Annotated in this window: 21 protein-coding genes; 11 read left to right on the top strand and 10 right to left on the bottom strand. The window is 64.6% G+C overall.

All coding sequences use genetic code 11. The annotated features are described in order from the left end of the window. Positions 1-108 precede the first annotated feature (108 nt). On the top strand, positions 109-2,163 hold the full coding sequence (gene parE, locus DPM33_RS31245) for a DNA topoisomerase IV subunit B (RefSeq protein ID WP_112101218.1): 2,055 nt from the start codon (positions 109-111) through the stop codon (positions 2,161-2,163). Positions 2,164-2,203: 40 nt separating this feature from the next. Next, on the top strand, positions 2,204-4,285 hold the full coding sequence (locus tag DPM33_RS31240) for an FUSC family protein (protein ID WP_112101217.1): 2,082 nt from the start codon (positions 2,204-2,206) through the stop codon (positions 4,283-4,285). Between the two features lie 4 nt (positions 4,286-4,289). Here the strand turns inward: DPM33_RS31240 and DPM33_RS31235 are convergent, their stop codons facing one another. After that, on the bottom strand, positions 4,290-5,411 hold the full coding sequence (locus DPM33_RS31235) for a DUF2336 domain-containing protein (protein ID WP_112101216.1): 1,122 nt from the start codon (positions 5,409-5,411) through the stop codon (positions 4,290-4,292). A 151-nt stretch (positions 5,412-5,562) separates the two neighbouring features. On the opposite strand from DPM33_RS31235, the gene DPM33_RS31230 reads away from it, so the two are divergent. Both DPM33_RS31230 and DPM33_RS31225 read left to right on the top strand, forming a co-directional pair. Then, positions 5,563-6,015, top strand: a complete 453-nt coding sequence (locus DPM33_RS31230) for a MaoC family dehydratase (RefSeq protein ID WP_112101215.1) — start codon at positions 5,563-5,565, stop codon at positions 6,013-6,015. Next, positions 6,015-6,896 (top strand): HpcH/HpaI aldolase/citrate lyase family protein, encoded by an 882-nt coding sequence (locus tag DPM33_RS31225; RefSeq protein WP_112101214.1) that lies wholly within the window; start codon positions 6,015-6,017, stop codon positions 6,894-6,896. The genes DPM33_RS31230 and DPM33_RS31225 overlap by 1 nt, the downstream gene beginning before the upstream one ends. A 4-nt stretch (positions 6,897-6,900) precedes the next feature. Here DPM33_RS31225 and DPM33_RS31220 read toward each other — a convergent pair whose 3' ends face one another. After that, positions 6,901-7,575, bottom strand: a complete 675-nt coding sequence (locus DPM33_RS31220) for a methyltransferase family protein (protein WP_112101213.1) — start codon at positions 7,573-7,575, stop codon at positions 6,901-6,903. Between the two features lie 138 nt (positions 7,576-7,713). Here DPM33_RS31220 and DPM33_RS31215 point away from each other — a divergent pair, with 138 nt between their 5' ends. Then, positions 7,714-8,454 (top strand): TetR/AcrR family transcriptional regulator, encoded by a 741-nt coding sequence (locus DPM33_RS31215; RefSeq protein WP_112101212.1) that lies wholly within the window; start codon positions 7,714-7,716, stop codon positions 8,452-8,454. Here DPM33_RS31215 and DPM33_RS31210 read toward each other — a convergent pair. Beyond that, positions 8,451-9,035, bottom strand: coding sequence for a nitroreductase family protein (locus DPM33_RS31210; RefSeq protein ID WP_112101211.1), 585 nt, complete (start codon positions 9,033-9,035; stop codon positions 8,451-8,453). The genes DPM33_RS31215 and DPM33_RS31210 overlap by 4 nt on opposite strands. Positions 9,036-9,198: 163 nt before the next feature. On the opposite strand from DPM33_RS31210, the gene DPM33_RS31205 reads away from it, so the two are divergent. After that, positions 9,199-10,164, top strand: coding sequence for a hypothetical protein (locus DPM33_RS31205; RefSeq protein ID WP_112101210.1), 966 nt, complete (start codon positions 9,199-9,201; stop codon positions 10,162-10,164). 14 nt (positions 10,165-10,178) lie between these two features. On the opposite strand, the gene DPM33_RS31200 is transcribed toward DPM33_RS31205, so the two are convergent. Next, a complete protein-coding gene (locus DPM33_RS31200) occupies positions 10,179-11,120 on the bottom strand; it encodes a lysophospholipid acyltransferase family protein (protein WP_112101209.1) in 942 nt (313 codons plus the stop codon). A gap of 84 nt (positions 11,121-11,204) precedes the next feature. Next, positions 11,205-13,178 (bottom strand): threonine--tRNA ligase, encoded by a 1,974-nt coding sequence (thrS, locus tag DPM33_RS31195; RefSeq protein WP_112101208.1) that lies wholly within the window; start codon positions 13,176-13,178, stop codon positions 11,205-11,207. 222 nt (positions 13,179-13,400) lie between these two features. Between thrS and DPM33_RS31190 the strand changes: the two genes are divergently transcribed. Continuing rightward, positions 13,401-14,234 carry an SAM-dependent methyltransferase gene (locus DPM33_RS31190; RefSeq protein WP_112101207.1) on the top strand — a complete coding sequence of 278 codons (834 nt, stop codon included), beginning with the start codon at positions 13,401-13,403 and terminating at the stop codon, positions 14,232-14,234. 6 nt (positions 14,235-14,240) lie between these two features. Here DPM33_RS31190 and blaOXA read toward each other — a convergent pair whose 3' ends face one another. Continuing rightward, entirely contained in the window at positions 14,241-15,053 is an 813-nt protein-coding gene (gene blaOXA, locus DPM33_RS31185; protein ID WP_112101206.1) for a class D beta-lactamase, read from the bottom strand. A gap of 146 nt (positions 15,054-15,199) precedes the next feature. Further along, on the bottom strand, positions 15,200-15,574 hold the full coding sequence (gene yidD / locus DPM33_RS31180; protein WP_112101205.1) for a membrane protein insertion efficiency factor YidD: 375 nt from the start codon (positions 15,572-15,574) through the stop codon (positions 15,200-15,202). Between the two features lie 319 nt (positions 15,575-15,893). Between yidD and DPM33_RS31170 the strand changes: the two genes are divergently transcribed. Beyond that, a complete protein-coding gene (locus DPM33_RS31170; RefSeq protein ID WP_112101203.1) occupies positions 15,894-16,799 on the top strand; it encodes a LysR substrate-binding domain-containing protein in 906 nt (301 codons plus the stop codon). Between the two features lie 26 nt (positions 16,800-16,825). On the opposite strand, the gene DPM33_RS31165 is transcribed toward DPM33_RS31170, so the two are convergent. Next, complete coding sequence (locus tag DPM33_RS31165) at positions 16,826-17,272, bottom strand: iron-sulfur cluster assembly scaffold protein (protein WP_112101202.1); 447 nt, start codon at positions 17,270-17,272, stop codon at positions 16,826-16,828. Between the two features lie 236 nt (positions 17,273-17,508). Here DPM33_RS31165 and folE point away from each other — a divergent pair, with 236 nt between their 5' ends. From folE to DPM33_RS31150, 3 genes are all read left to right on the top strand, one after another. Then, positions 17,509-18,141: a GTP cyclohydrolase I FolE gene (folE, locus tag DPM33_RS31160; RefSeq protein WP_112101201.1), complete on the top strand. Its 633-nt coding sequence runs from the start codon at positions 17,509-17,511 to the stop codon at positions 18,139-18,141. A gap of 94 nt (positions 18,142-18,235) precedes the next feature. Beyond that, the gene (gene hisI, locus DPM33_RS31155; RefSeq protein ID WP_112101257.1) at positions 18,236-18,694 is read left to right on the top strand and encodes a phosphoribosyl-AMP cyclohydrolase; all 459 of its coding nucleotides are present in this window, start codon (positions 18,236-18,238) and stop codon (positions 18,692-18,694) included. 84 nt (positions 18,695-18,778) lie between these two features. Beyond that, positions 18,779-19,744: a patatin family protein gene (locus tag DPM33_RS31150; protein WP_112101200.1), complete on the top strand. Its 966-nt coding sequence runs from the start codon at positions 18,779-18,781 to the stop codon at positions 19,742-19,744. A 17-nt stretch (positions 19,745-19,761) separates the two neighbouring features. Here DPM33_RS31150 and recJ read toward each other — a convergent pair whose 3' ends face one another. Then, the gene (recJ, locus tag DPM33_RS31145) at positions 19,762-21,546 is read right to left on the bottom strand and encodes a single-stranded-DNA-specific exonuclease RecJ (RefSeq protein WP_112101199.1); all 1,785 of its coding nucleotides are present in this window, start codon (positions 21,544-21,546) and stop codon (positions 19,762-19,764) included. A gap of 139 nt (positions 21,547-21,685) precedes the next feature. After that, complete coding sequence (gene glpX, locus DPM33_RS31140; protein WP_112101198.1) at positions 21,686-22,669, bottom strand: class II fructose-bisphosphatase; 984 nt, start codon at positions 22,667-22,669, stop codon at positions 21,686-21,688. Positions 22,670-22,683 lie beyond the last annotated feature (14 nt).

Raw genomic sequence — 22,683 nt, 5'->3', positions numbered from 1 at the left:
TTTGGAATAAGAGACAGTTTGATCCCTGAACGGAACAGGAACTCGTTCGCCCGCCAAAAGCGTGGCAGTATCGAGAACTGATTCGCATTATCGGACGCTAGGCCCAGCATGGACGACAGCAACGACCTCTTCGGCAAGATGGAAAAACCGGCACAGCCGGTGCGCGCGCCGTCGCGTCCCGCCGATCCGCTCGTGCAGGCTGCGAAGCGTTCGACCGCTGTCCGCGATGGCAGCGAAGGTTACAGTGCTGCGGATATCGAAGTGCTGGAGGGGCTGGAGCCGGTGCGCCGCCGGCCAGGCATGTATATCGGCGGCACAGACGACAAGGCGATGCATCACCTGTTCGCCGAGGTCATCGACAATTCGATGGACGAGGCGGTCGCCGGCCATGCCACCTTCATCGATGTCGAACTCTCCGCCGACGGCTTCCTGACCGTCACCGACAATGGCCGTGGCATCCCGGTCGATCCGCATCCGAAATTCAAGAAACCTGCGCTCGAAGTCATCATGACGACGCTGCATTCGGGCGGCAAGTTCGACTCCAAGGTCTACGAGACCTCCGGCGGCCTGCACGGCGTCGGCGTCTCCGTCGTCAACGCGCTGTCAGACCACCTCGAGGTCGAAGTCGCGCGCGGCCGCCAGCTCTACCGCCAGCGTTTTTCGCGCGGCATCCCGGTCAGCGGCCTCGAGCATCTCGGCGAGGTGCACAACCGCCGCGGCACCAGGACCCGCTTCCATCCCGATGAGCAGATCTTCGGCAAGGGTGCCGCCTTCGAGCCGGCCCGGCTCTATCGCATGACGCGTTCGAAGGCCTATCTGTTCGGCGGCGTCCAGATCCGCTGGACCTGCGATCCGTCGCTGATCAAGGAGAAGGACCAGACGCCTGCCAAGGCGGAGTTCCATTTTCCCGGCGGCCTGAAAGACTATCTCAAGGCGACGCTGGGCGACGAGTTCCAGGTCACGCGCGAGGTCTTCGCCGGAAAGAGCGACAAGCAGGGCGGCCACGGTTCGCTCGAATGGGCGGTGACCTGGTTCGGCGGCGACGGTTTCCTCAACTCCTACTGCAACACCATCCCGACGGCCGAAGGTGGCACCCATGAGGCCGGCTTCCGCAACGTGCTGACGCGGGGCCTGCGCAGCTATGCCGACCTGATCGGCAACAAACGCGCCTCGGTCATCACCACCGAGGACGTGATGATCTCGGCCGCCGGCATGCTGTCGGTGTTCATCCGCGAGCCGGAATTCGTCGGCCAGACCAAGGACAGGCTGGCGACCATCGAGGCGATGCGCATCGTCGAAAACGCTTTGCGCGACCCGTTCGACCATTGGCTGGCCGACAATCCGCAGGAGGCCTCGAAGCTTCTGGAATGGGTCATCGCGCGCGCCGACGAGCGCGTGCGCCGCCGCCAGGAAAAGGAAGTCTCGCGCAAGAGCGCGGTGCGCAAGCTGCGTCTTCCGGGCAAGCTCGCCGACTGCACGCAGAATGCCGCCGCTGGAGCCGAGATCTTCATCGTGGAGGGTGACTCGGCCGGCGGCTCGGCCAAGCAGGCACGCGACCGCGCCAGCCAGGCGGTGCTGCCGCTGCGCGGCAAGATCCTCAACGTCGCCAGCGCCGGCAACGACAAGCTTGCCGCCAACCAGCAGATCTCCGACCTCGTCCAGGCGCTCGGCTGCGGCACCCGCTCGAAATACCGCGACGAAGACCTGCGCTACGACCGCGTGATCATCATGACCGACGCCGACGTCGACGGCGCGCATATTGCCTCGCTCTTGATCACCTTCTTCTACCAGGAGATGCCGAACCTGATCCGTGGCGGCCATCTCTACATGGCCGTGCCGCCGCTCTATTCGATCCGGCAGGGCGGCAAGGTCGGCTACGCCCGCGACGACGAGCATAAGGACGAGCTGCTGCGCACCGAGTTCACCGGACGCGCCAAGGTCGAGATCGGCCGCTTCAAGGGCCTGGGCGAGATGATGGCTTCGCAGCTCAAGGAAACCACGATGGATCCGAGGAAGCGCACGCTTCTCAGGGTCGACGTGAACGAAGCCGATTCAGCGACCAAGGACAGGGTCGATGAGCTGATGGGCACCAAGCCCGAGGCGCGCTTCCGCTTCATCCAGGAACGCGCCGAATTCGCCGAAACGGACGTGCTGGATATCTGATCGCGGACTGGTCCATAAAGACTCCTGCACGGAGACGAGTGTGACCTGGACGCGTCTGAAAGAGCTTGTCGAGACGCCGCTCAGCGGGCTGACGCAGCCGACCCGGTCGGACTGGATCTTCGCTCTGCGCACGGTTTCGGCCGGACTGATCGCGCTGCTTGCCGCCTACGCGCTGAAACTCGACCGTCCGCAATGGGCGATGATGACGGTGTTCATCGTCGCCCAGCCGGTGGCCGGCATGGTGCTGGCGAAAGGCTTCTACCGGTTGCTCGGCACGCTGGCCGGCGGCCTGGCCGCGATCGGCATTACATCCCTGTTCGGCGTCAATCCCTGGCTCCTGGTCACGGTGCTGGCGCTGTGGATTGGCGTCTGCACGCTGGTCTCGTCATTGCTGCGCAACCCCGAAGCCTATGGCGCCGCTCTTGCCGGCTATACTGCAATGATCATCAGCCTGCCGGCCCTCGGACACTCGAATGTCGTGGTCGACCTTGCGGTCGCGCGTTGCGCCGAGATCGTGCTCGGCATCGTCTGCGCCGGCGTCACCAGCCGGCTGATCCTGCCGAAGCTCGCGGCCGACGCCATCATTTCGAGGCTGAAGCGCAGCATTCTCGACCTCGCCGAATATGCGTCAGGCGCTTTCTCCGGCGGCGAGCCGGCAAGCCTTGCCGCGCTTCAGCGCAAGCTGATCATCGACGCCCAGACGCTCGCCGAAATGCGCACCTATGCGCGACTGGAGGCGCCGAGCTTCGCCACCCGCGCTCATCCGGTGCGGCGCACGATCGGCCAGCTTCTGTGGGCGCTCTCGGCGGCGCGCGCGCTGCACAGCCATCGCGCACCGAAAAATGCGGCGCTGATCCCGATGCGCCGGGACCTGAAAAATTTGGTCGGCGAGTTGGCGGCGACACCTGGCGCGCTCGATGACACCAGCCCTTGGGTCGCCCGGCTCGACGCGATCGCGGGCAAGGCCAAGGAAATACCCGACCTGCCCAAAGATGGCGGCCCCAACGCTACCGGTGAAGACAAGGTCGGCACCATCACGCGCCTGACCATTGCCGGCGATTTCGCCGAGGCGCTGAAGCAAGTGATGCGCGGACTGGACGCGCTTTGCTCGCCCGTTTCCCGCAAATCGCGCGAGCGGGGCCAGCCGGCGCTGGTCGTCCACCGCGATTACCAGGCCGCATGGCGCAATGCCGTACGCGCAGCGCTCGCAACGTTGCTGGTGGCGATCTTCTGGCTGACGACCAAATGGTCGGAGGCGGCCGGCACCGTCATCCTCGTCGCCGTCGTCTCCAGCCTGTTCGCGGCGCGCCCCGATCCCGTGCAGTCCGCCTGGGGCTTCTTCACCGGCACGCTGATCGCGCTGCCCTTTGCATTCCTCGTCGGCCAGGTCGCGCTGCCGGCGCTGCCCGGCTTCGGCTGGTTCACGCTCTTCGTGGTGCCGATACTGATGCCGGCTGCGCTCGGCATGGCCAATCCGCGCCATGTCGGCGTCGCCACCGCTTTCGCCATCAACTTCCTCGCCTTCCTCAGCCCGCACCAGCAGATGATCTACGATCCCGGACCGTTCTTCGCCGGATCGGCCTCGATCCTGGTCGGCATCCTGATTGCCATCGGCGTCTTCATCGTCGTGCTGCCTGCCAACCCGTGGGTCACGGTGGAGCGCCTCTCGCAGGCGATGCGCGAGGACCTGGCGCGGCTTTGCCTGCATGAGCGCATTCCCCGGCGCTCGGCCTTCGAAAGCCTCGCCTATGACCGCATCAACCAGTTGATGCCGCAGGTGCAGCAGACCGGCCGCAAGGGCGATCCCATCCTCGGCGGCAGCATCTCCGCCGTCACCGTCGGGCTGGAGGTGCTGCGGCTGCGCCACGCCCAACTGAACTCCGCCATCCCGCACGAAACGGTCGAGTCGATCGGCAATTTCCTGCGCGGCCTGGCGCGCGAATTGCTGTTCCGGCGACCGGGCGAGCCGCAGACCGCGACCATCGCGGTGGCCAGGCAATATGCGGCGAGCATCGCCGAGCGCAGCGACCGGCTCGAAATGCTGCAGATCGCCGCCTCGCTGCGCATCATTGCCGCGGCGATGGAAGATTATCCGGATTTCTTTGCGAGAAGCCGAGGCTGATGCCTCAAGCCGCAGCGATGGCCAGCGCATGCCCGCGCGCGTTTTCGCGCAGCGCATCGAGATGGATCGACTTCACCAGCCCGGCAAGGTCGCCCACGGCCGACTGGCCACCGAGTTCCTTCAACATCAGCCAGCTCACTTCCTGCACGCCGGCGACACGCCGGCCATTGGCGACCTCGCGCCAGATCTTGAGCGCACGCAGGATGATGGCATGCGTGCCCGGCGCGAGTCCGGCGCTGCGGAACAGCGCCTGCAGCGCCACATCATGCCCGCCGGCGAGAAGTGCCTTCACCCGCTGCTCGGACTGCCCGGCGAGCGCGACCAGCGTCGAGCCGAAGAAATCGACCTTGCCATGCGCGATGGTGCGGATGATGAAGCTTGCCGTGAGATCGCCGCGCAGCCTCAGATGCTCGATCAGCGCGGCATGCTCTTCCATGCGCGTCCCCTCGATCAGCGTCACCGAGGCCTTCACGCAGGCGTCGCGCATCACACGGTCGGCGCGCGCGGCGCCCATCATCGCCAGCACCAGTGGCGAACCTTTCAGGCTCTCGCCGAGCTTGACCAGCAGCATGTGCCGGCAGTCGGCCGGCAGGCGCCGGTCGGCGACCAGCGCCTCGCGCACCAGCGGCAGGTTGCCATGTCGTTCGGCCATGCGGCGGAAGCTCAGCGAGGCAATCTCGGCGCCGCTGTTGCGGACCAGCGCGGCACAGGCTTCCGGCTCGCCGATCTCGGCGATTGCCGCAGCCAGCGACATGGAGACGACCGGGCGGTTGGCGATCAGCTCCTGCGTCGCCTTCTGACCGCAGGCGACGCGCTCGACCAAGTCGGCATCGGTAAGCAGCGGCGAACGCGCCAGCACCAGCGCCGCCACTTCCGGCTGGTCGGCGGCTAGGGCGCTGATCACCTGAGGTGGCGCGTGATGGCTCATCGACAGCGCTTCCGCGAGCGCCTGGCGCACCTTGGAGGAAGCGTCGTCCAGAAGCAGCGTCAGCGCCGCCTCGGCGGCGCAGCGATCCTCGAACGGCAGATCGGAGTTGATATAGGCACGCGCCAGCGCGCTCGCGGCGGCGGCGCGCTCGGAAACCCTTGCCGTATCAATCCATTTTAGAAAGTGCGAAACAACCATGCCGATCAGCTACGCCCTCGCCGGAATGTCCCCGGCCCCGTTGTGAACGGTAGGCCGGAAATGGTTTACGAACGGTTCACCATGTTTCTTAACCGGCTTGATGGCGCCGCGACCAACGCCTATCAAGCAGGGACATCGGAGGAGATCGACCATGGCCGGGCTTTATCTGGAAGAGTTTGTCGTCGGCCATGTCTTCCGCCACACGCTGCGCAAGACCGTGACCGAAAGCGACAACATGCTGTTTTCGGTGATGACGCTGAACCCGCAGCCGTTGCACATCGATTTCGACTTCGCCGCGAAAACCGAATGGGGCAAGCCGCTGGTGAATTCGCTGTTCACGCTCGGCCTGATGATCGGCATTTCGGTGAACGACATCACCGTCGGCACCACGGTCGCCAATCTGGGCATGAAGGAAACGGTGTTTCCGCACCCCGTCTTCCACGGCGACACCATCCGGGTCGAGACGACGGTCGTCTCCATGCGCGAGTCCAAGTCGAAGCCCGACCGCGGCATCGTCGAGTTCGAGCATCGCGCCTACAATCAAAATGACGTTCTCGTCGCCAAATGCACCAGGCAGGCGATGATGCTGAAAAAGGCGGCCTGATGCGCTCGCTGCTCTTCGTTCCCGGCGATTCCGAGCGAAAGCTGGAAAAAGGCTTCGCGGCCGGCGCCGACGCGGTCATCGTCGATCTCGAGGATTCCGTTGCCGCCGCCAACAAGGTTGCGGCGCGCGCAGTGGCTGCGCGTTTCATCGCCGCTCAAAGGCGGCAGGCGAGCTCCGCCGTTTATGTGCGGGTCAACGACCTGTCGACCGGACTGACCGACGACGATCTCGACGCACTTGTTCCAGTAAAGCCCGACGGCATCATGCTGCCCAAGTCGAACGGCGGGCAGGATGTCCAGCAACTGGCGGCGAAGCTTCGCGTCCGCGAAGCCGAGAACGGCTTGCCGGACGGCGCCATAAGAATCCTGCCGATCATCACCGAAACCGCGGCCGGCGTCTTGGCGGCGGCGAGCTATGCCGGCGCGAGCGCGCGGCTTGCCGGCCTGACCTGGGGCGCCGAGGACCTGTCGGCGGCGATCGGCGCGCGATCGGCGCGCGACGAAAGCGGCCGCTACATCGACATCTTCCGCCTCGCCCGCACCATGACCATCCTGGCCGCCGGCGCAGCCGAGGTCTCGGCGATCGACACCGTCTTTCCGGACTTTCGTGACATGGAAGCGTTCGAGAAGGAATGCCGCGAGGCCGAGCGCGACGGGTTTACCGGCAAGATGGCGATCCATCCGGCGCAGGTGCCGGTCATCAACGCCGCCTTCACGCCGTCGGCCGAGGCCGTCGCGCGATCGCAGGCGATCGTCGATGCCTTCGCGGCAGCGGGAAATCCCGGCGTGGTCGGTATCGACGGTAAGATGTATGACCGGCCGCATCTGCGGCTCGCCGAACGGCTGCTCGCCCGCGCCAAGGCTGCGGGCGTTTCCGCCTGACCTGCTACCAGACCAGCGGGATCAGCCTGTAGCGGACATTGGTTGCGTAGTCGTCATAGCCGCGCAGCCCGGTCCGCAGGGTGTTCTCCTCGATGGAAATGCGGATGGCCAGGAGCACGATGAAAAACAGCACCGACGCCAGCCCCCACCATGAGCCGAGCAGCAGCGCCGTGCCGGCGAAATAAAATATGGCGCCGGCATACATCGGGTGGCGGACATAGCTGTAAGGGCCGGTGGTGATCACATGCTGATCTCGCTCCTTCTGAATCTTTACGACCGGCGCGGCAAAGCTGTTCTCCAGCATCGTCAGATAGCAGATCCAGATGCCGACGAGCAGGACGAGCGCGCCGACCGCCTGCACCCAGACGGGAACCGCCGGCCAGCCGAAACGGACACCGAACCCCATCAGGGCAAGCCAACCGAAGATGCCGAGCAGCAATATGCTCAGCAGGATCTTGTCGGCAGCGGTCTGGGTCTTCTGGATCGGCGGGCGCAGGCGCTCGTTCATCAGGCCAGGATCGCGCCGGGCGAGCGCCACGCCCATGGTGAGGCTCAGCCCGACCATCACGACGATGTACACCCAGGCTCCGGTCCAGTGCAGCGTGCCTGCCGATAGGAACAGCACCGCTCCCATGACGCCGAACCACACGAATGTCTGGACAACCAATCTCGAGATCATGACAACCTTCCATGAGCACCGCCCACCGCGATTTGATCGAATCCGACCATCGGTCTATTATACCGACCGCCGGTCTATTCATCAAGGCACTCCATGTGCTCTGGACGAGAACGGCCGCCATATGCACAAGGTTTCGCCATGCCCCGCATCATCAAGCATCCGGAACTCAGGCGCGAAGAACTGCTGGATCACGCCCAGGCGCTGTTCCTGACGCATGGCTACGACAGGGCGAGCCTCAACGACGTCATCGCGGCGGCCGGCGTCTCAAAGGGAGCCTTCTATCACTACTTCGCCTCCAAGGAGGCCCTGCTGGAGGCATTGGCCGAGCGTTTCGCCAGGCAGGCGCTGGCCGGTGTCCAGAAGATCCTCGACGATCCGAACCTCGATCCGCTCGGACGCCTGAACGCCCTGATGGCAACGTCGCGCCAGGCCAAGATCGAGACCGCGCCGGAAGCGTGGGCGCTGTTCGAGACGCTGTTTCGCCCGGAAAACCTGGTGCTTTTCCATCGCATCAACCTGGCTGCCAGCAAATCCTTCTCGCCGGTGCTGGTCCAGATCATCCGCCAAGGCCTCGACGATGGCACCTTCCGGACGTTCGACCCCGAAGGCGTCGCCGACATCGTCATGCAGTTCGGGACAGCCACCTACGACATCATCGCCAAGGCATTCGCCGGCGGCAGCGATGCCGATATGGAGATCGCCATCGAAACCCTGGAGAAACGCGTCAGGCTCTACGAGATCGCGCTCGACCGCATTCTGGGGCTTCCCGACGGCAGCATCCGGATCGGCGAACCAGGCTACGTGCGGGCCGTCATGACGGCGAGGCGCGATAATCCTGCCGAGACCGCCGCGGCCCCCAAGCGCGCGGGACGCGACTAACCGGCCCAGGGACCGTTGTAATCGGCATAGAGCTTCGCCGGGTCTGGCCGCGGCCGTTCCGGCGCCGGCCCCTCATACGAGCCGATATGGACGAAGCCGATGACGCGCTCCTGCGGCGAAAGCCCCAGGATCGCCCTGCCCTCCGCAACATCCGAATACCAGTTGCTGATCATATTGGTGCCATAGCCCAGCGCGTTGGCCGCGATCATCAGGTTCATGGCCGCCATGCCGCCCGACAGGAACATCTCCCATTGCGGGATTTTTGGGTTCTCCTTCGGCACCGACACGACGCCGACCACCAGAGGCGCGCGCGAGAAGCGCGCCAGTTCCTGGTTGCGCCGGCCTTCCGGCAGCGGCCCCTCGCGCTGCTCGGCAAGTGCCGCCAGCCTCTTGCCGATCTCGACGCGGGCCTCGCCGCGATAGAGGATGAAACGCCAGGGCTCGAGCCGGCCGTGGTCGGGAACGCGCGAGGCCGCCGCGATCATGGTCGCGATCTCGGCATCGCTCGGCGCCGGCTGCTTGAGGTCGGGGATCGGCGCGGAATTACGGGTGAGCAGGAAGTCGATGATCGGCGACGCCATGGGCGCAAGTCTCCTGGAAAGCATTCGATTTTGAGCTGAAGCACGCCATCGGGAGGTCGGGCGGCTCGGGCGGTGGCGTTTTGCGCCGGATAAGAAGCCGCTGTGGGCAGCAACGCGCTCCTAGGCCTTGAAATTGCCACCGCCTTGGGCTTCAACGCAAGGCATGTTTGAGGGGACCCTGCGCCTTTTCGTTGTCGCACTCGTCGCTGCGTTGTTCGCGGTGCCGGTTTCCTTCGCCCTGGCCCAGAATGCCAACGATGTCGGCGACATCAAACTTCCAGGTATTTCGAGCTACGCGACGCCGAAGACCGGAGCACCGCTGGCGCTCGGCAATGGCGGCGCCGTCACCCTGTCCGCGCAACTGACCGACAAGGGCACGGACATCACCCGCGGCATCGTCTGGCGGGTCTTCAAGCCGCAACCGGCCAGCGACGGCAAGCTGCCGATGGTGGCATCCGCCCATGGCGGCACCGCCGTTTTCCAGCTCGACCCCGGCAGCTATCTCGTCCATGCCTCCTATGGACGCGCCGGCGCCACCAAGCGCATCACCGTCGGCAAGGAGGCCAAGCGCGAAAGCCTCGTTCTCGATGCCGGCGGCTTGAAGCTCGACGCGGTGACGTCGGGCGGTGCGCCGATCCAGTCGAAGAAGCTGCGATTCTCCATCTATGAAGGCGAGGCCGCGGCCAATGGCGACCGCGCGCTGATCGCCCCCGACGTCGCGCCGAACACCGTGGTGCGCCTGAACGCCGGCACCTACCATGTCGTCTCGACCTATGGCGCGGTCAACGCCGTCATCCGCTCCGACATCCGCGTCGAGGCCGGCAAGCTGACGGAGGCGACCGTCGAGCACCGCGCCGCCGAGATGACGATGAAACTGGTGCGCGAGCCCGGCGGCGAGGCCATCGCCGACACCTCCTGGTCGTTGCTCAACGAGAGCGGCGATCCGATCAAGGAAGCGGTCGGCGCTTTCGCCTCGATGGTGCTGGCCGAAGGCCAGTACACCATCATCGCCAAGAACCGCGACCGCATCTACCAGAAGGATTTCACGGTCGTCGCCGGCCAGAACCAGGAAATCGAGGTCGTGGCCAATGAAACGTCGGCCATCGATCCTGAAGAAGGCGCGGACTAGAAAGCTTCAGCGTATCAGGCGGCCTTGCGCATCCGCTTCGGCAGGAATGGAACGCGGCCACGCTGCGCCCTTGGCGTCGCCAAATCGAACACCGAACGGTAGAGGCGGTCGAGCAGCGCCTTGCGGTCGCGCAGCGGCTCTAGGTCGCTCCATGTCAGCACTTCGCCGATCTGCACCTCGATCGCCTTGCCAGACAGGCGGGCGAACTCGCGGATCAGCAAGGAAAGGCGCAGCGTCAGTGACGTCCTGCCGATGAATTTGGCCACGCGGTTATCGCGCTCGGCCATGTTCATCGGGCCGCTGACGAGGTGAAACAGCCGGCCGTTCTGGCCGGAAAAGTGCATTGGGATGACAGAGGCCTTGGCCTCCTGCACCAGCTTGGCCGGAAACATCTTCCATGGCAGGTCGATGGCACGACCGAAAACCTTGGGCGCGGTGGCGACACCACCGGCGGGGAAGATCACGATGGTGACGCCTTCCTTCAGCAGCCGCACCGCCTCATGGCGCACCGCCATGTTGTTCTTCAACGCTTCCTTCGTCTCGGAAAAATCGACGGGCAGCGAATAAGGCTCCATCTCGCGGATCCTGAGCAGATCCTTATGGATCATCACCCTGAACGGGCGGCCCAGTTGCTCGACGAGCGACAGCACGGCAATGCCGTCGCCGATGCCGAAGGGATGGTTGGCGACGATGACCAGCGGGGTGTCCGGCAAGGCCGCCGGCGGCCACTGGACCGCATTGCGGACCTTGACGTCGATCAGGTCCAGCATGCGGGTGAACACGCGATCTCGGGTTGGCACCACCTGGCTGCGCCAGAAGTCATAGAGCACTGCAAAGCGGTCGCGGCCCGACAGGCCCTCGACGGAATGGATGAACCAGCGCGTCAGCGCTGGCTGATGCGCGCTGGCGTAGGAGAGCTCGGGAAACCGTCTTTCCCGCAGTTTCAGCTTGAGCATGGCGGCTGGTTACAGGCTTGGCGTGACAGGCGTATGAAAATGGCGGTGGATCACTCCACCGCCATCGGATGAGCCATCGGAAGGTCAGGCGGCGCGACGCTTGCGATCTGGCGAGACCGCCTCGTCGGAAAGCTGCTTCACCGCATCCTCGAGCTTCAGCGATTCCTGGTCGCGGGAGCCCAGCCGGCGGACATTGACGGTTTCCTCTTCGGCTTCGCGCTTGCCGCAGACGAGGATGACCGGCACCTTGGCCAAGGAATGCTCGCGCACCTTGTAGTTGATCTTTTCATTGCGCAGATCGGCTTCGGCGAGCAGCCCCGCGGCCTTCAGCCGCTCGACCACCTTTAGAGCGTACTCGTCCGCATCGGAGGTGATCGTCGCCACCACCACCTGGAGCGGCGCGAACCACAGCGGGAAATGGCCGGAATAGTTCTCGATCAGGATGCCGAGGAAGCGCTCCATCGAACCGCATACGGCACGATGCACCATCACCGGCTGCTTCTTCTCCGAATCCGAGCCGATATAGAAGGCGCCGAAACGTTCCGGCAGGTTGAAGTCGACCTGCGTGGTGCCGCACTGCCATTCGCGGCCGATGGCGTCCTTCAGCACATATTCGAACTTCGGCCCGTAGAAGGCGCCCTCGCCCGGATTGATCGAGGTCTTGATGCGGTTGCCGGAGCGCGCGCGGATCGTCTCCAGCACATTGCTCATAATCGCCTCGGCATGGTCCCAGGCCTCGTCGGTGCCGACGCGCTTGTCCGGCCGCGTCGACAGCTTCACGCTGACCTCGTCGAAGCCGAAATCGGCATAGGTCGACAGGATCAGGTCGTTGATGCGCAGGCACTCCGCGGCTAGCTGCTCCTCGGTGCAGAAGATATGCGCGTCGTCCTGCGTGAAGCCGCGCACCCGCATCAGCCCGTGCAGCGCACCGGACGGCTCGTAGCGATGCACATTGCCGAACTCCGCAAGCTTTACGGGCAGTTCGCGGTAAGATTTCAACCCATGCTTGAAGATCTGCACGTGACCGGGACAGTTCATCGGCTTCAGCGCGAAGACGCGGTCGTCGTCGGTATCGTCACCGGCGACCGTGACCTTGAACATCGCGTCGCGATACCAGCCCCAGTGCCCCGACGTCTCCCACAGGCTCTTGTCCAGAACCTGCGGCGCGTTGACTTCCTGATAGCCGTGCTCGTCGAGGCGGCGGCGCATGTAGTTGATCAGGTTCTGCACCATCTTCCAGCCCTTGGCGTGCCAGAAGACGACGCCCGGTCCCTCTTCCTGGAAATGGAACAGGTCCATCTCGCGGCCGAGCTTGCGGTGGTCGCGCTTCTCGGCCTCCTCCAGCAGCGTCTGGTAGGCGTCGAGCTGCGCCTGGTCGGCAAAGGCGGTGCCATAGATGCGCGTCAGCATCGGATTGTTCGAGTCGCCGCGCCAATAGGCGCCAGCCACCTTCATCAGCTTGAAGGCATTGCCGATCTGCCCGGTCGAGGCCATGTGCGGACCGCGGCAGAGATCGAACCAGTCGCCCTGCGCATAGATCTTGAGGTCCTGGTCTTCCGGAATGGCATCGATCAGCTCGAGCTTGTAGCGCTCACCCTTGTCGGCGAAGACCTTCTTCGCCCTCTCTCGCGACCAGACTTCCTTGGTGAACGGCTTGTTGCGCTGGATGATCTCGCGCATCTTTTTCTCGATCACCGAGAAATCGTCCGGCGTGAACGGCTCGTTCCTGGCGAAGTCGTAATAGAACCCGTTCTCGATCACCGGTCCGATGGTCACCTGCGTTCCCGGCCACAACTCCTGCACGGCCTCGGCAAGCACATGCGCCGTGTCGTGGCGGATGAGTTCCAGCGCGCGCGGATCCTCGCGGGTGACGATCTCGACCTTGCCCGACTTGCCGAGCGGATCGGAAAGATCGCGAAGGGTGCCGTCGAGGCTGTAGGCGACGGCCTTCTTGGCCAGCGACTTCGAGATCGATTCGGCGAGGGCAGCACCAGTCATCGCCGCGTCGTAGTCGCGGACCGAGCCATCGGGAAACGTCAGGGAAACGGAATTCGGCATCAAATTCTCCTATCCAGTCCCGCAAACGAGCGCGGGTGGTGAAATGCATGTCGCAGGATGCGTTGCTGCATGCAGAGGTTAGCCGGAGGCGTCCGGCAGCGGCGCGGTTTTAGAGGCAGTGCCGCGTCAGGTAAAGAGCGGCCGTCAGGAAATGTCGCCAGCAATGTCGCAGGCTGCTCGCGCAGGCTTGTGAACAGAGCGCGGCGCGGCTTGTATAACGGCATGGAAGACGCATCCCCCAGCCGAACCGCCCTGCGCGTCGCGCGCTTGCGGGCACTACATCAGTTCTCGCCGCAGGCCGCACTGTTTCGCGATCCTTACGCGAGCGCAATTCTGGGCGACGCAGCACCTAGCGCGCCGGAACTCGAGCAGGAAGACGAACATGGCCGTCGCATGCGCCTTTTCGTGGCGGCGCGCGCCCGCTTCGCCGAGGACTGGCTGTCGTTGGCCGTGCGGCGTGGCGTCCGCCAGATCGTGGTGCTCGGCGCCGGCCTCGACACTTTTTCGCTGCGCAATCCATATCCGGATGTGAGGGTGTTCGAGGTTGACCACCCCGCGACGCAGGCCTGGAAGCGCCAACGGATCGCCGAAGCCGGACTTGCCGAGCCGACCGACGCCACCTTCGTGCCGGTCAATTTCGAACGCCAGAGCCTTCCCGGGGAATTGGCGGCGGCAGGTTTGAAGCCGAATGAACCAAGCTTCTTCATCTGGCTGGGGGTTGTGCCGTACCTGACGCATGAAGCGATTTTTGCCACGCTTGGCTATATTGCCAGCGTCGCCGGGTCAGAAGTCGTCTTCGACTATAGCGAGCCGGCCGAGAACCGCGATGCGGCGGGTCGGGCGACGCTTGCCTTTTATGCCGCGCGCGTCGCGGCCATCGGCGAGCCCTGGATCAGTTTCTTCGTTCCCGATGAGCTGGCGAAGTCGCTCGCCGAAGCCGGCTTCGACGACATCGAGGACCTCGACAGCGGCGATATCGCCGCCCGTTTTACGAGGTCCCCGGGCAACAAGAGCAATTCCGGCGGGCACATCCTGCGTGCCCGCCGCAGCGTCTGAGAGAGACTACTTCACCAGTTGCGGCAGGTCCTTCAGGAAGGCCGCGCGCGTGGCGATGCCCTTCGGCGTATCGGTGCGCCTGGCATCCACGACCAGCTTGGCAAAGACGATGCGCCGGCCGTCCTTCTCGGCCCAGCCGACGAACCAGCCGAGCGAGCGCTTGCCGTCCTGACCGAGCCTGGTGCTGCCGGTCTTGCCTTGCACAGCCCAGTCCCCTGTCGTGAAGGTCGGGAGGATCGCCTTGGTCATCTCATGCGCTTTCGCGGACACCGGCATTTTGCCGGCCAGCAGTTGGCGCAGGAAAGCCGTCTGCTCGGCGGGCGATATTTCGAGCGAGGAATTGATCCAGGACTGCGTGAGCCCATTGTCCTTGCCGGCATCGCCGGAGACGTCCTTGTTGCCGTAGCCGAGTTTCGACACATAGAAGGCAAACTTTTCGGCGCCGAGCTGCCGCGTGATCTCGCGCGAGTACCAGACGATGGAATCGCGTTCCCAGATCGTCGGGTCGACGGTCTTCTGGTCGCGCTTTGCCGCCTTGAACTCCGGCTTGTAGTCCCAGCTCGGCGTGTGCTCGTCGCTTAAGATTCCGGAATCGTAACCGATCAGCGCCAGGGGCACCTTGAACGTCGAGGCCGGGCTGACGCGCTGGTCGCAGACGCCGTCCTGATAGAGCGTTTCGCCGCTTTGCTCATCCTGGATCAGCGTGCAGTGGATGTCGTCGAGCGGCGCCGATTGCGCCCGCACCGGCAAGCCCAGCATCCAGGCCAGAAGGAAAAGGACGATGGCAAAAATGAAGGGATAGCGGTCCATCTGGCGCATGGCGAAAGTCACTCCGGTATGAGATTGCGGGAGCGGCTTAGCGAGGCGACTTGTCTCGATTTTGTCTCAAATTCGCAGTGTTTGTGCAGCCTGCCGTTAACCCTACCGGAGCGTTAAATCCTGAGTCGCGCCTGATGGCGAAGCAATCAGATTTCGCGTCGGCTGTGCCTTTTTCCAATGCGCCAATAGCGCCAGGGCATGAACCAGACATAGCGCTCGTCAAGCGTCTCCGGCACGCGGTCGATGCCGTGCGTTCCGAACGGCCCGCAGCGTAGGACCCGGAACAGTCCCATCCAGCCGCCAGCCCATAACCCGTGGCGGGCGATCGCCTCATGCGAATATTCGGAGCAGGTCGGCAGATGCCGGCAGCTGTTGCCGACGAAGCCGGAAAGCGTCAGTTGATAGAGGCGCACGAGCGACGTGCCCAGGATACGCCCGGGCGTCTTGCGCCAGGGTCCCGGCCAGTTGCGCCCGCGCTGGATCGGCCGGGCGCCATGCGTATGTCCGTGATGGCCGTCCATCTCTCCGCAGCCTGTTTCACTGCGCGATAGATGTGGGCTTCGGCGCTGAAACGCAATGCTTTGCCGCTCACTTCCTGAAGCGACGGACAGGATGCCTGTCGGTCCACTGGGCGTGGTGCGAAGGAAGATCGCGACGGTCGTAGTGGCGGTTCCGCATGGCTGCCCCATGCCACTGGAATGTCGCGATTCGCATAACCTCGTTCAGAATATCTAGAAGCTGGTTCATGGCAGTGCTCCTCTGAGCACCGATTAGACCGCCGCTGGCCTTCCTTCTCAAACGAGTATAATTTCCACGTCGGATAACCTGAGGTTATGCGACATGAAGCGAGGACGGTTGCCGCTGACGGCGCTCAGGAGCTTCGAGACAGCCGGGCGGCATTTGAGCTTCAGCCGGGCGGCAGAGGAGCTTTATGTTTCGCAGGCAGCGATCAGCCGGCAGATCCGCGAGCTCGAGACATTCCTGCGCCAGCCGTTGTTTCTGCGCCTTCACCGCCGCGTCGAACTGACCGATGCGGGGCATCGGCTGCTCGCCCAACTGATCAGGAGCTTCGACGACATCGATCGGCTGCTGTCGGAGCTGGTGGCGTCGCCGGCGCAATCGGTGGTCCGCGTCAGCGTCGAGCCATCGCTGGCCGCCGTGTGGCTGGTGCCGCGGCTCAATCGCTTTCGCCAATTGCGGCCCGACATCGACGTATCCCTCGAAGTCGATGTACGGCCGATCGAGTTCCGCAGCGATCAGCCCGAACTCGCCTTGCGCTTCAGTGCGCACGCCACGTCATGGCCGCGCACGGAGGCCGACCGCTTGGCTTCGACGGTCGATTCACCGGTCCTGTCACCGGCGCTATTGGCATCGGGCCCTCCCCTGGAAAAGCCCATAGACCTTCGCCACTACACGCTGCTGCACGAGGAAAACCGCCAAGGCTGGGCGCGCTGGTTCCAGGCGGCCGGCGTGCCCGCCGACGCTATACCAGCGCGTGGCCCGATGCTGGCCGACGTCTCGCTCTCGAAACAGGCTGCGCTGCTCGGCCATGGCGTGGCCCTCGGCGATCTCCTGCAGATCGGTGAGGAGCTCGCGTCGGGCACTTTGATCAAGCCGTTCGATATCGACGTCGCCTCCGGCGCCTACTGGCTGGTGGCCAGACGCTTGCGGGACTTGCCGGAGCCCGCCAGGGCGTTCGCCGACTGGATCCGAAGCGAATTCGCTCTGGCTAGAGGTGCGGCCTAACCGTCAGGCCACATGTTCGGCGTTCTTTAAGCCGCCTGTCCGGCGCGCTTCTTCTCGATCTGGCCGATCGCGTCGACCACCGCGTCGAAGGTCAGCATGGTCGAGGCATGGCGTGCCTTGTAGTCGCGCACCGGCTCCAGATATTTGAGGTCGGCGAAGCGGCCTTCCGGCGGCGCGCCGTTCTCCTTGAGCATCTTCAGCATGGTTTCGCGCACGGCGCGCAATTCGTCGGCGCTGGCGCCGACCACATGCTGAGCCATGATCGAGGACGAGGCCTGGCCGAGCGCGCAGGCCTTCACGTCATGTGCGAAATCGGTGACCACATCGCCGTCCATCTTGAGATCGACGGTGACTGTCGAGCCGCACAATTTGGAATGCGCTTTGGCCGTCGCGTCGGCATCGTCGAGTCGGCCGATCCGCCCTATGTTTCCGGCGAAGCCGAGAATTTTCGCATTGTAGACGTCGTCGATCATATTTTTCCAATCCGTCGCCGCCCAGCGAACAGGCTTTGCCGCTCTCGCGTCTTCCTTTCGCGCTGCTTGAACCATATATAATGGTGGCAATCGGGCATCGACAAGGCGACGACAAGCCATTGTCCCTGCTCAAATGTTCACGCCGCTTGCGGGATGGAAATGGGCGATTTTCACCCAAAAGGTCGTGGTCCGTTCAACTCGTTCCACCTTTGAGTGGGACTACGGGAGACGCCTTTATGGATGCCGTCATCAAGAAAATCATGCCCCCGTCCGAATATATGGAAAAGCCGGTCACCGACCGGCCGACCGAGGCCGAGGTCGAAGCCGCCGTGCGCACGCTCTTGCGCTGGACCGGCGACAACCCCGAACGCGAAGGTCTGATCGATACGCCGAAGCGCGTCACCAAAGCCTTCCGCGAGATGTTCAACGGCTATGACATGTGCCCGGCCGACGAGCTTGGCCGCACCTTCGAGGAGGTCGCCGGCTATGACGACCTCGTCATCGTCAGGAACATAAAGTTCCACTCGCATTGCGAGCATCACATGGTGCCGATCATCGGCAAGGCGCATGTCGGCTATCTGCCGGACGGCAAGGTCGTCGGCCTGTCGAAGATCGCCCGCGTCGTCGACATCTTCGCGCATCGCCTGCAGACGCAGGAGGCGATGACCGCGCAGATCGCCGGCGTCATCCAGGACGTGCTCAACCCGCGCGGCGTCGCCGTCATGCTCGAGGCCGAGCATATGTGCATGGCCATGCGCGGCATCCGCAAGCAGGATTCGACCACGCTGACCTCAACCTTCACCGGCGTCTTCAAGGACACGCCCGAGGAGCAGGTCCGCTTCGTCACCATGGTGCGCGCCGGCGGCTGATCGCCGGCCGTCGCCGGCCCATCAGGCCATGATCCCGAAAAGTGGAGACCGGTTTTCGGATAAGATCATGGCCAAACAGAAAGATGGACCGGCGATGTCGGCAGTCGAATTTCCAAAAGCTCCGTCAGACAAGAAAGCGCTGGAGGAAGGCGCTCTCCTTTCTCCGCGCTTCGACGTCGCGGGCCTCGTCACCGTCGTCGTGACCGACGCCGCGGACGGCATGCTTTTGATGGTCGCGCATATGAACGCCGAGGCGCTGGCGCTCACGCTCGAGACCGGCATCGCCCACTACTGGTCGCGCTCGCGCAGCGCGCTGTGGAAGAAGGGCGAGACGTCGGGCAATTTCCAGCACGTCGTCGAGATGCGCACGGATTGTGACCAGGACGCGATATGGTTGCGCGTTAAAGTGTTGGGCCACGACGCAACCTGTCACACCGGCCGGCGTTCCTGTTTCTATCGGACGGTGGGGCTGAACGACGGCAAGGCGACGCTTGCCGACGACGGCAGCAAGCCGCTGTTCGATACGGACAAGACGTATCTGAAGCCGGTGTGAACCATTCAATATTCACAAACCACTCAGATTCACTATTCTCAAATATCCTTTTGGTAGAAGGGATATGGGACAAGGGAGATCGTGATGCTCGAATGGGCGTCATTGCGCAGCAAAGCTGACGTTCGGGAGGCCAACGGCCCCTCCTCGTCCGGCGGCGCGCCCGGTCCGAAACCACCGATGAAGACAGGCATCTCGTTGGCGCTCGGCGGCGGCTGCGCGCGCGGTTGGGCCCACATCGGCGTGCTGCGCGCGCTCGACGAGGCCGGCATCGAAGTGTCGATGATCGCCGGCACCTCGGTCGGCGCCCTGGTCGGCGGCTGCTATCTGGCCGGCAAGCTGGACGAGCTGGAGGAATTCGCCAGGAGCCTGACCAAGCGGCGTATCTTCGGCCTGCTCGACCTCAATCTGCGCGGCAGTGGCCTGTTCGGCGGCATGAAGCTCGACCAGCGCCTGCGCGAGCACCTCGACGGCGCCCGCTTCGATGATTTGCCGAAACCCTTCGTCGCGGTCGCTTCCGAAATTCGCACCGGCCACGAGATCTGGCTGTCGAGCGGCTCGCTGGTCACCGCCATGCGCGCCTCCTATGCGCTGCCCGGCGTCTTCGAGCCGGTGGCCTGCAACGGCCGCGTGCTGGTCGACGGTGCGCTGGTCAATCCGGTGCCGGTCTCGGTCTGCCGCGCCTATGAGCAGCCGCTGGTCGTGGCGGTCAACCTGCACTACGACCTGTTCGGACGCGCCGCCGTCATCAAGCATAGCGCCGGCGAGCTGGTCGTCGAGAACGATGCGCCGCGCCCTGGCCAGCCCCATCACCAATCACACCAAACGCGCCTCGGCATCACCGGCGTCATGGTCGAAGCCTTCAACATCATCCAGGACCGGATTTCGCGCGCGCGCCTCGCCGGCGACCCGCCGGATATGTCGCTGCAGCCGAAGCTCAGCCATATCGGCCTCACCGAATTCCACCGCGCCGACGAGGCGATCAGCCTCGGCTACCAGGCGACGAAGTCGCAGATCAGCGAGTTGATCCGGCTGCAATCCGTTCTCGTGTGAATTTCCGGGTATCCTCGTTATGCTAAGGCCGCGTCGCTGATGCGAAACTGCACCGTGCGGTTGCCGTTCCAGTAATTGCCCGACAGCGAACCGGCGATGTGCACGGTCCTGCCTCTATTCCTGAACAGGAACTCGCCAAGCGCCGTGTCGACGGCGCGGAACGCGATCGCCTGGATGTTGCCGCCGCTTTGCGACTGCAGGTCGACGCGAATGTGATTGGTGCCGATCGCACGCGCGTCGGTCAGCCGGTGGCGCGGCAGCACGAACACCGGCGCGATGTGTCCGGCGCCGAACGGTCCGGCCTTCTCCAGCGCATCGAGCAGCGTGATCGTAGCGCCCTCGGCGGCCAAGGCGCCGTCGATCGCCAGGCTTTCCTCGCTCTGCAGTCGGAACACATCGGCCGCCGCCCGCGCTTCGAAGAAGGCGCGCAGGTCGCCGAGCTTGGCGCGCTCGACGGTGATGCCGGCGGCCATCGCATGGCCGCCGCCCTTGACGATCAGCCCGGCCTCGGCCGCCTCGCGCACCAGCCGGCCAAGATCGAAGCCGGTCACCGAGCGCCCTGAGCCGGTGCCGATGCCGGTCGAATTGAAGGCGATGGCAAAGGCAGGCCGGCGCGCATAGTCCTTGAGCCGCGAAGCGATCAACCCGACGATGCCCGGATGCCAGCTGTTGCTGGCGGTGACGATGATTGCGGGACCATTGCCGCCGGCAAGTTCCGCGTCGGCCTCGGCGCGCGCCTGCGCCAGCATCTCCTGCTCCATCTGCTGCCGTTCCTGGTTCAGCCGGTCGAGCGTCTCGGCGATGCTTGCCGCCTCGACAGGATCATCGGTGGCCAAAAGCCGGCTGCCGAGGGCCGCATCACCAATGCGGCCGCCGGCATTGATGCGCGGCCCGATCAGGAAGGAGAGATGGAAGGTGTTGATCGGCTCGCCGATGCGCGAGACCCGCGCCAACGCCGCCAGCCCCTCATTCTTCTGCTGGCGCGCCACCTGCAGTCCCTTGACCACGAAGGCACGGTTGACGCCGGTGAGCGGCACCACGTCGCAGACGGTTGCCAGCGCGACGAGGTCGAGCAGCGAAAGCAGATCGGGCGGCGCGGCGTTGGGCAGCCTTTCGCGCAGCACCTTCGCCGTCTGCACAAGGCACAGGAAAACGACACCGGCGGCGCAGAGATGCCCTTGCCCAGACAGATCGTCCTCGCGATTGGGATTGACCACCGCGTCGGCAGCCGGCAGCGGCCCGCCGACCTGGTGATGATCGAGCACCACGACATCGGCGCCGGCCTCTCTGGCCGCCTCGATCGAGGTCGCACTGTTGGTGCCGCAGTCGACGGTGACGATCAGCTTCGCGCCGCGCGCGATCAGCTCCCGCATCGCTTCCGGGTTAGGCCCGTAGCCCTCGAAGATACGGTCCGGGATGTAGATCTCGGACGATACCGAAAAATGCGTGAGAAAGCGTTTGATGAGCGCCGACGAGACGGCGCCGTCGACGTCGTAATCGCCGAAGATCGCCACTTTTTCGCCGGCGACGATCGCCTCCGCCAGCCGCGCCGCCGCCTTCTCCATATCGGTCAGCGATGCCGGGTTTGGCAGAAGCTCGCGTATGGTCGGGTCGAGGAAGCGCTCGGTCTGCTCCGCGGTCACGCCGCGCCCGGCCAGCACCCGCGCCACGACATCGGGCACGCCATGACCCTGCGCGATCGCCAAGGCGGCCATGTCCTGCCGCTCGGTCAGCCGGTGTTCCCAGGAAACACCGGTCGCCGATTGCCTGACATCGAGGAAGAACCGTTTCTCGCCCGTCATGCGACGCGCCGTCTGCACATCATGACTGCGCAGATATCAACACACGGCGGCCGGAGCAATTCCAGGAACGTGCGCAATCCGGGGAAAAGTGTGGAACGGTTTTCCCCGAACGGCGCGAAAAGCGTTCAAGCCGCAGAAATCAGAACTTGTCCAGATCCTGGTGACGCGCCTTGATCTCGCGCACCGTGCGCGAGGACGAGCGCAGCACGATGGTGTGGGTGGTGATGAAGGTGCGACCGAACTTCACCCCGTCGAGCAGGTTGCCGTCGGTGACGCCGGTCGCCGCGAACAGCACGTCGCCGCGCGCCATGTCTGAAGCGCGATAAATCCGCTTCGGATCGGAAATGCCCATCTTCTGCGCCCTCGCCACCTTCTCGGGCGTGTCGAGGATCAGCCGGCCCAGCATCTGCCCGCCGGTGCAGCGCAGCGCCGCCGCGGCCAGCACGCCTTCCGGCGCGCCGCCGGTGCCGAGATAGATGTCGATGCCGGTCTCGTCAGGGTCGGTGGTGTGGATGACGCCGGCGACATCGCCGTCGCCGATCAGCCGGATCGCGGCGCCCGTGGCGCGCACGGCGTCGATCAGCTTGGCGTGGCGCGGCCGGTCGAGGATGCAGGCGGTGATGTCGGAGACGGCCACGCCTTTGGCCTTGGCCAGATTGGCGAGGTTTTCCGCCGGCGAGGCATCGATGTCGATCAGGCCTTCCGGATAGCCCGGGCCGATGGCGATCTTGTCCATGTAGACGTCCGGCGCGAACAGCAGGCTGCCCTTCTCGGCAATGGCGATGACGGCCAGCGCGTTGGGCAGGTTCTTGGCGCAGATCGTCGTGCCTTCCAGCGGATCGAGCGCGATGTCGACCGCCGGGCCTTTGCCGCTGCCGACTTCCTCACCGATATAGAGCATCGGCGCCTCGTCGCGCTCGCCCTCGCCGATCACCACCGTGCCCTTGATCGCCAGCCGGTTGAGTTCCTGGCGCATCGCGTCGACCGCCACCTGGTCGGCGGCTTTCTCATCGCCGCGCCCGCGCAGCCTGGCGGCCGCCACGGCCGCCCGCTCGGTGACGCGCACGACTTCCATCGTAAGGATCCGGTCGAGACCGGCACCGATGTTCTGGGCGATGTTCATGGATTTCGCATTCC

It is taken from the genome of Mesorhizobium hawassense, assembly GCF_003289945.1.
Taxonomy (GTDB): domain Bacteria; phylum Pseudomonadota; class Alphaproteobacteria; order Rhizobiales; family Rhizobiaceae; genus Mesorhizobium; species Mesorhizobium hawassense.
This window is presented reverse-complemented; position numbering and strand designations above follow the sequence as displayed.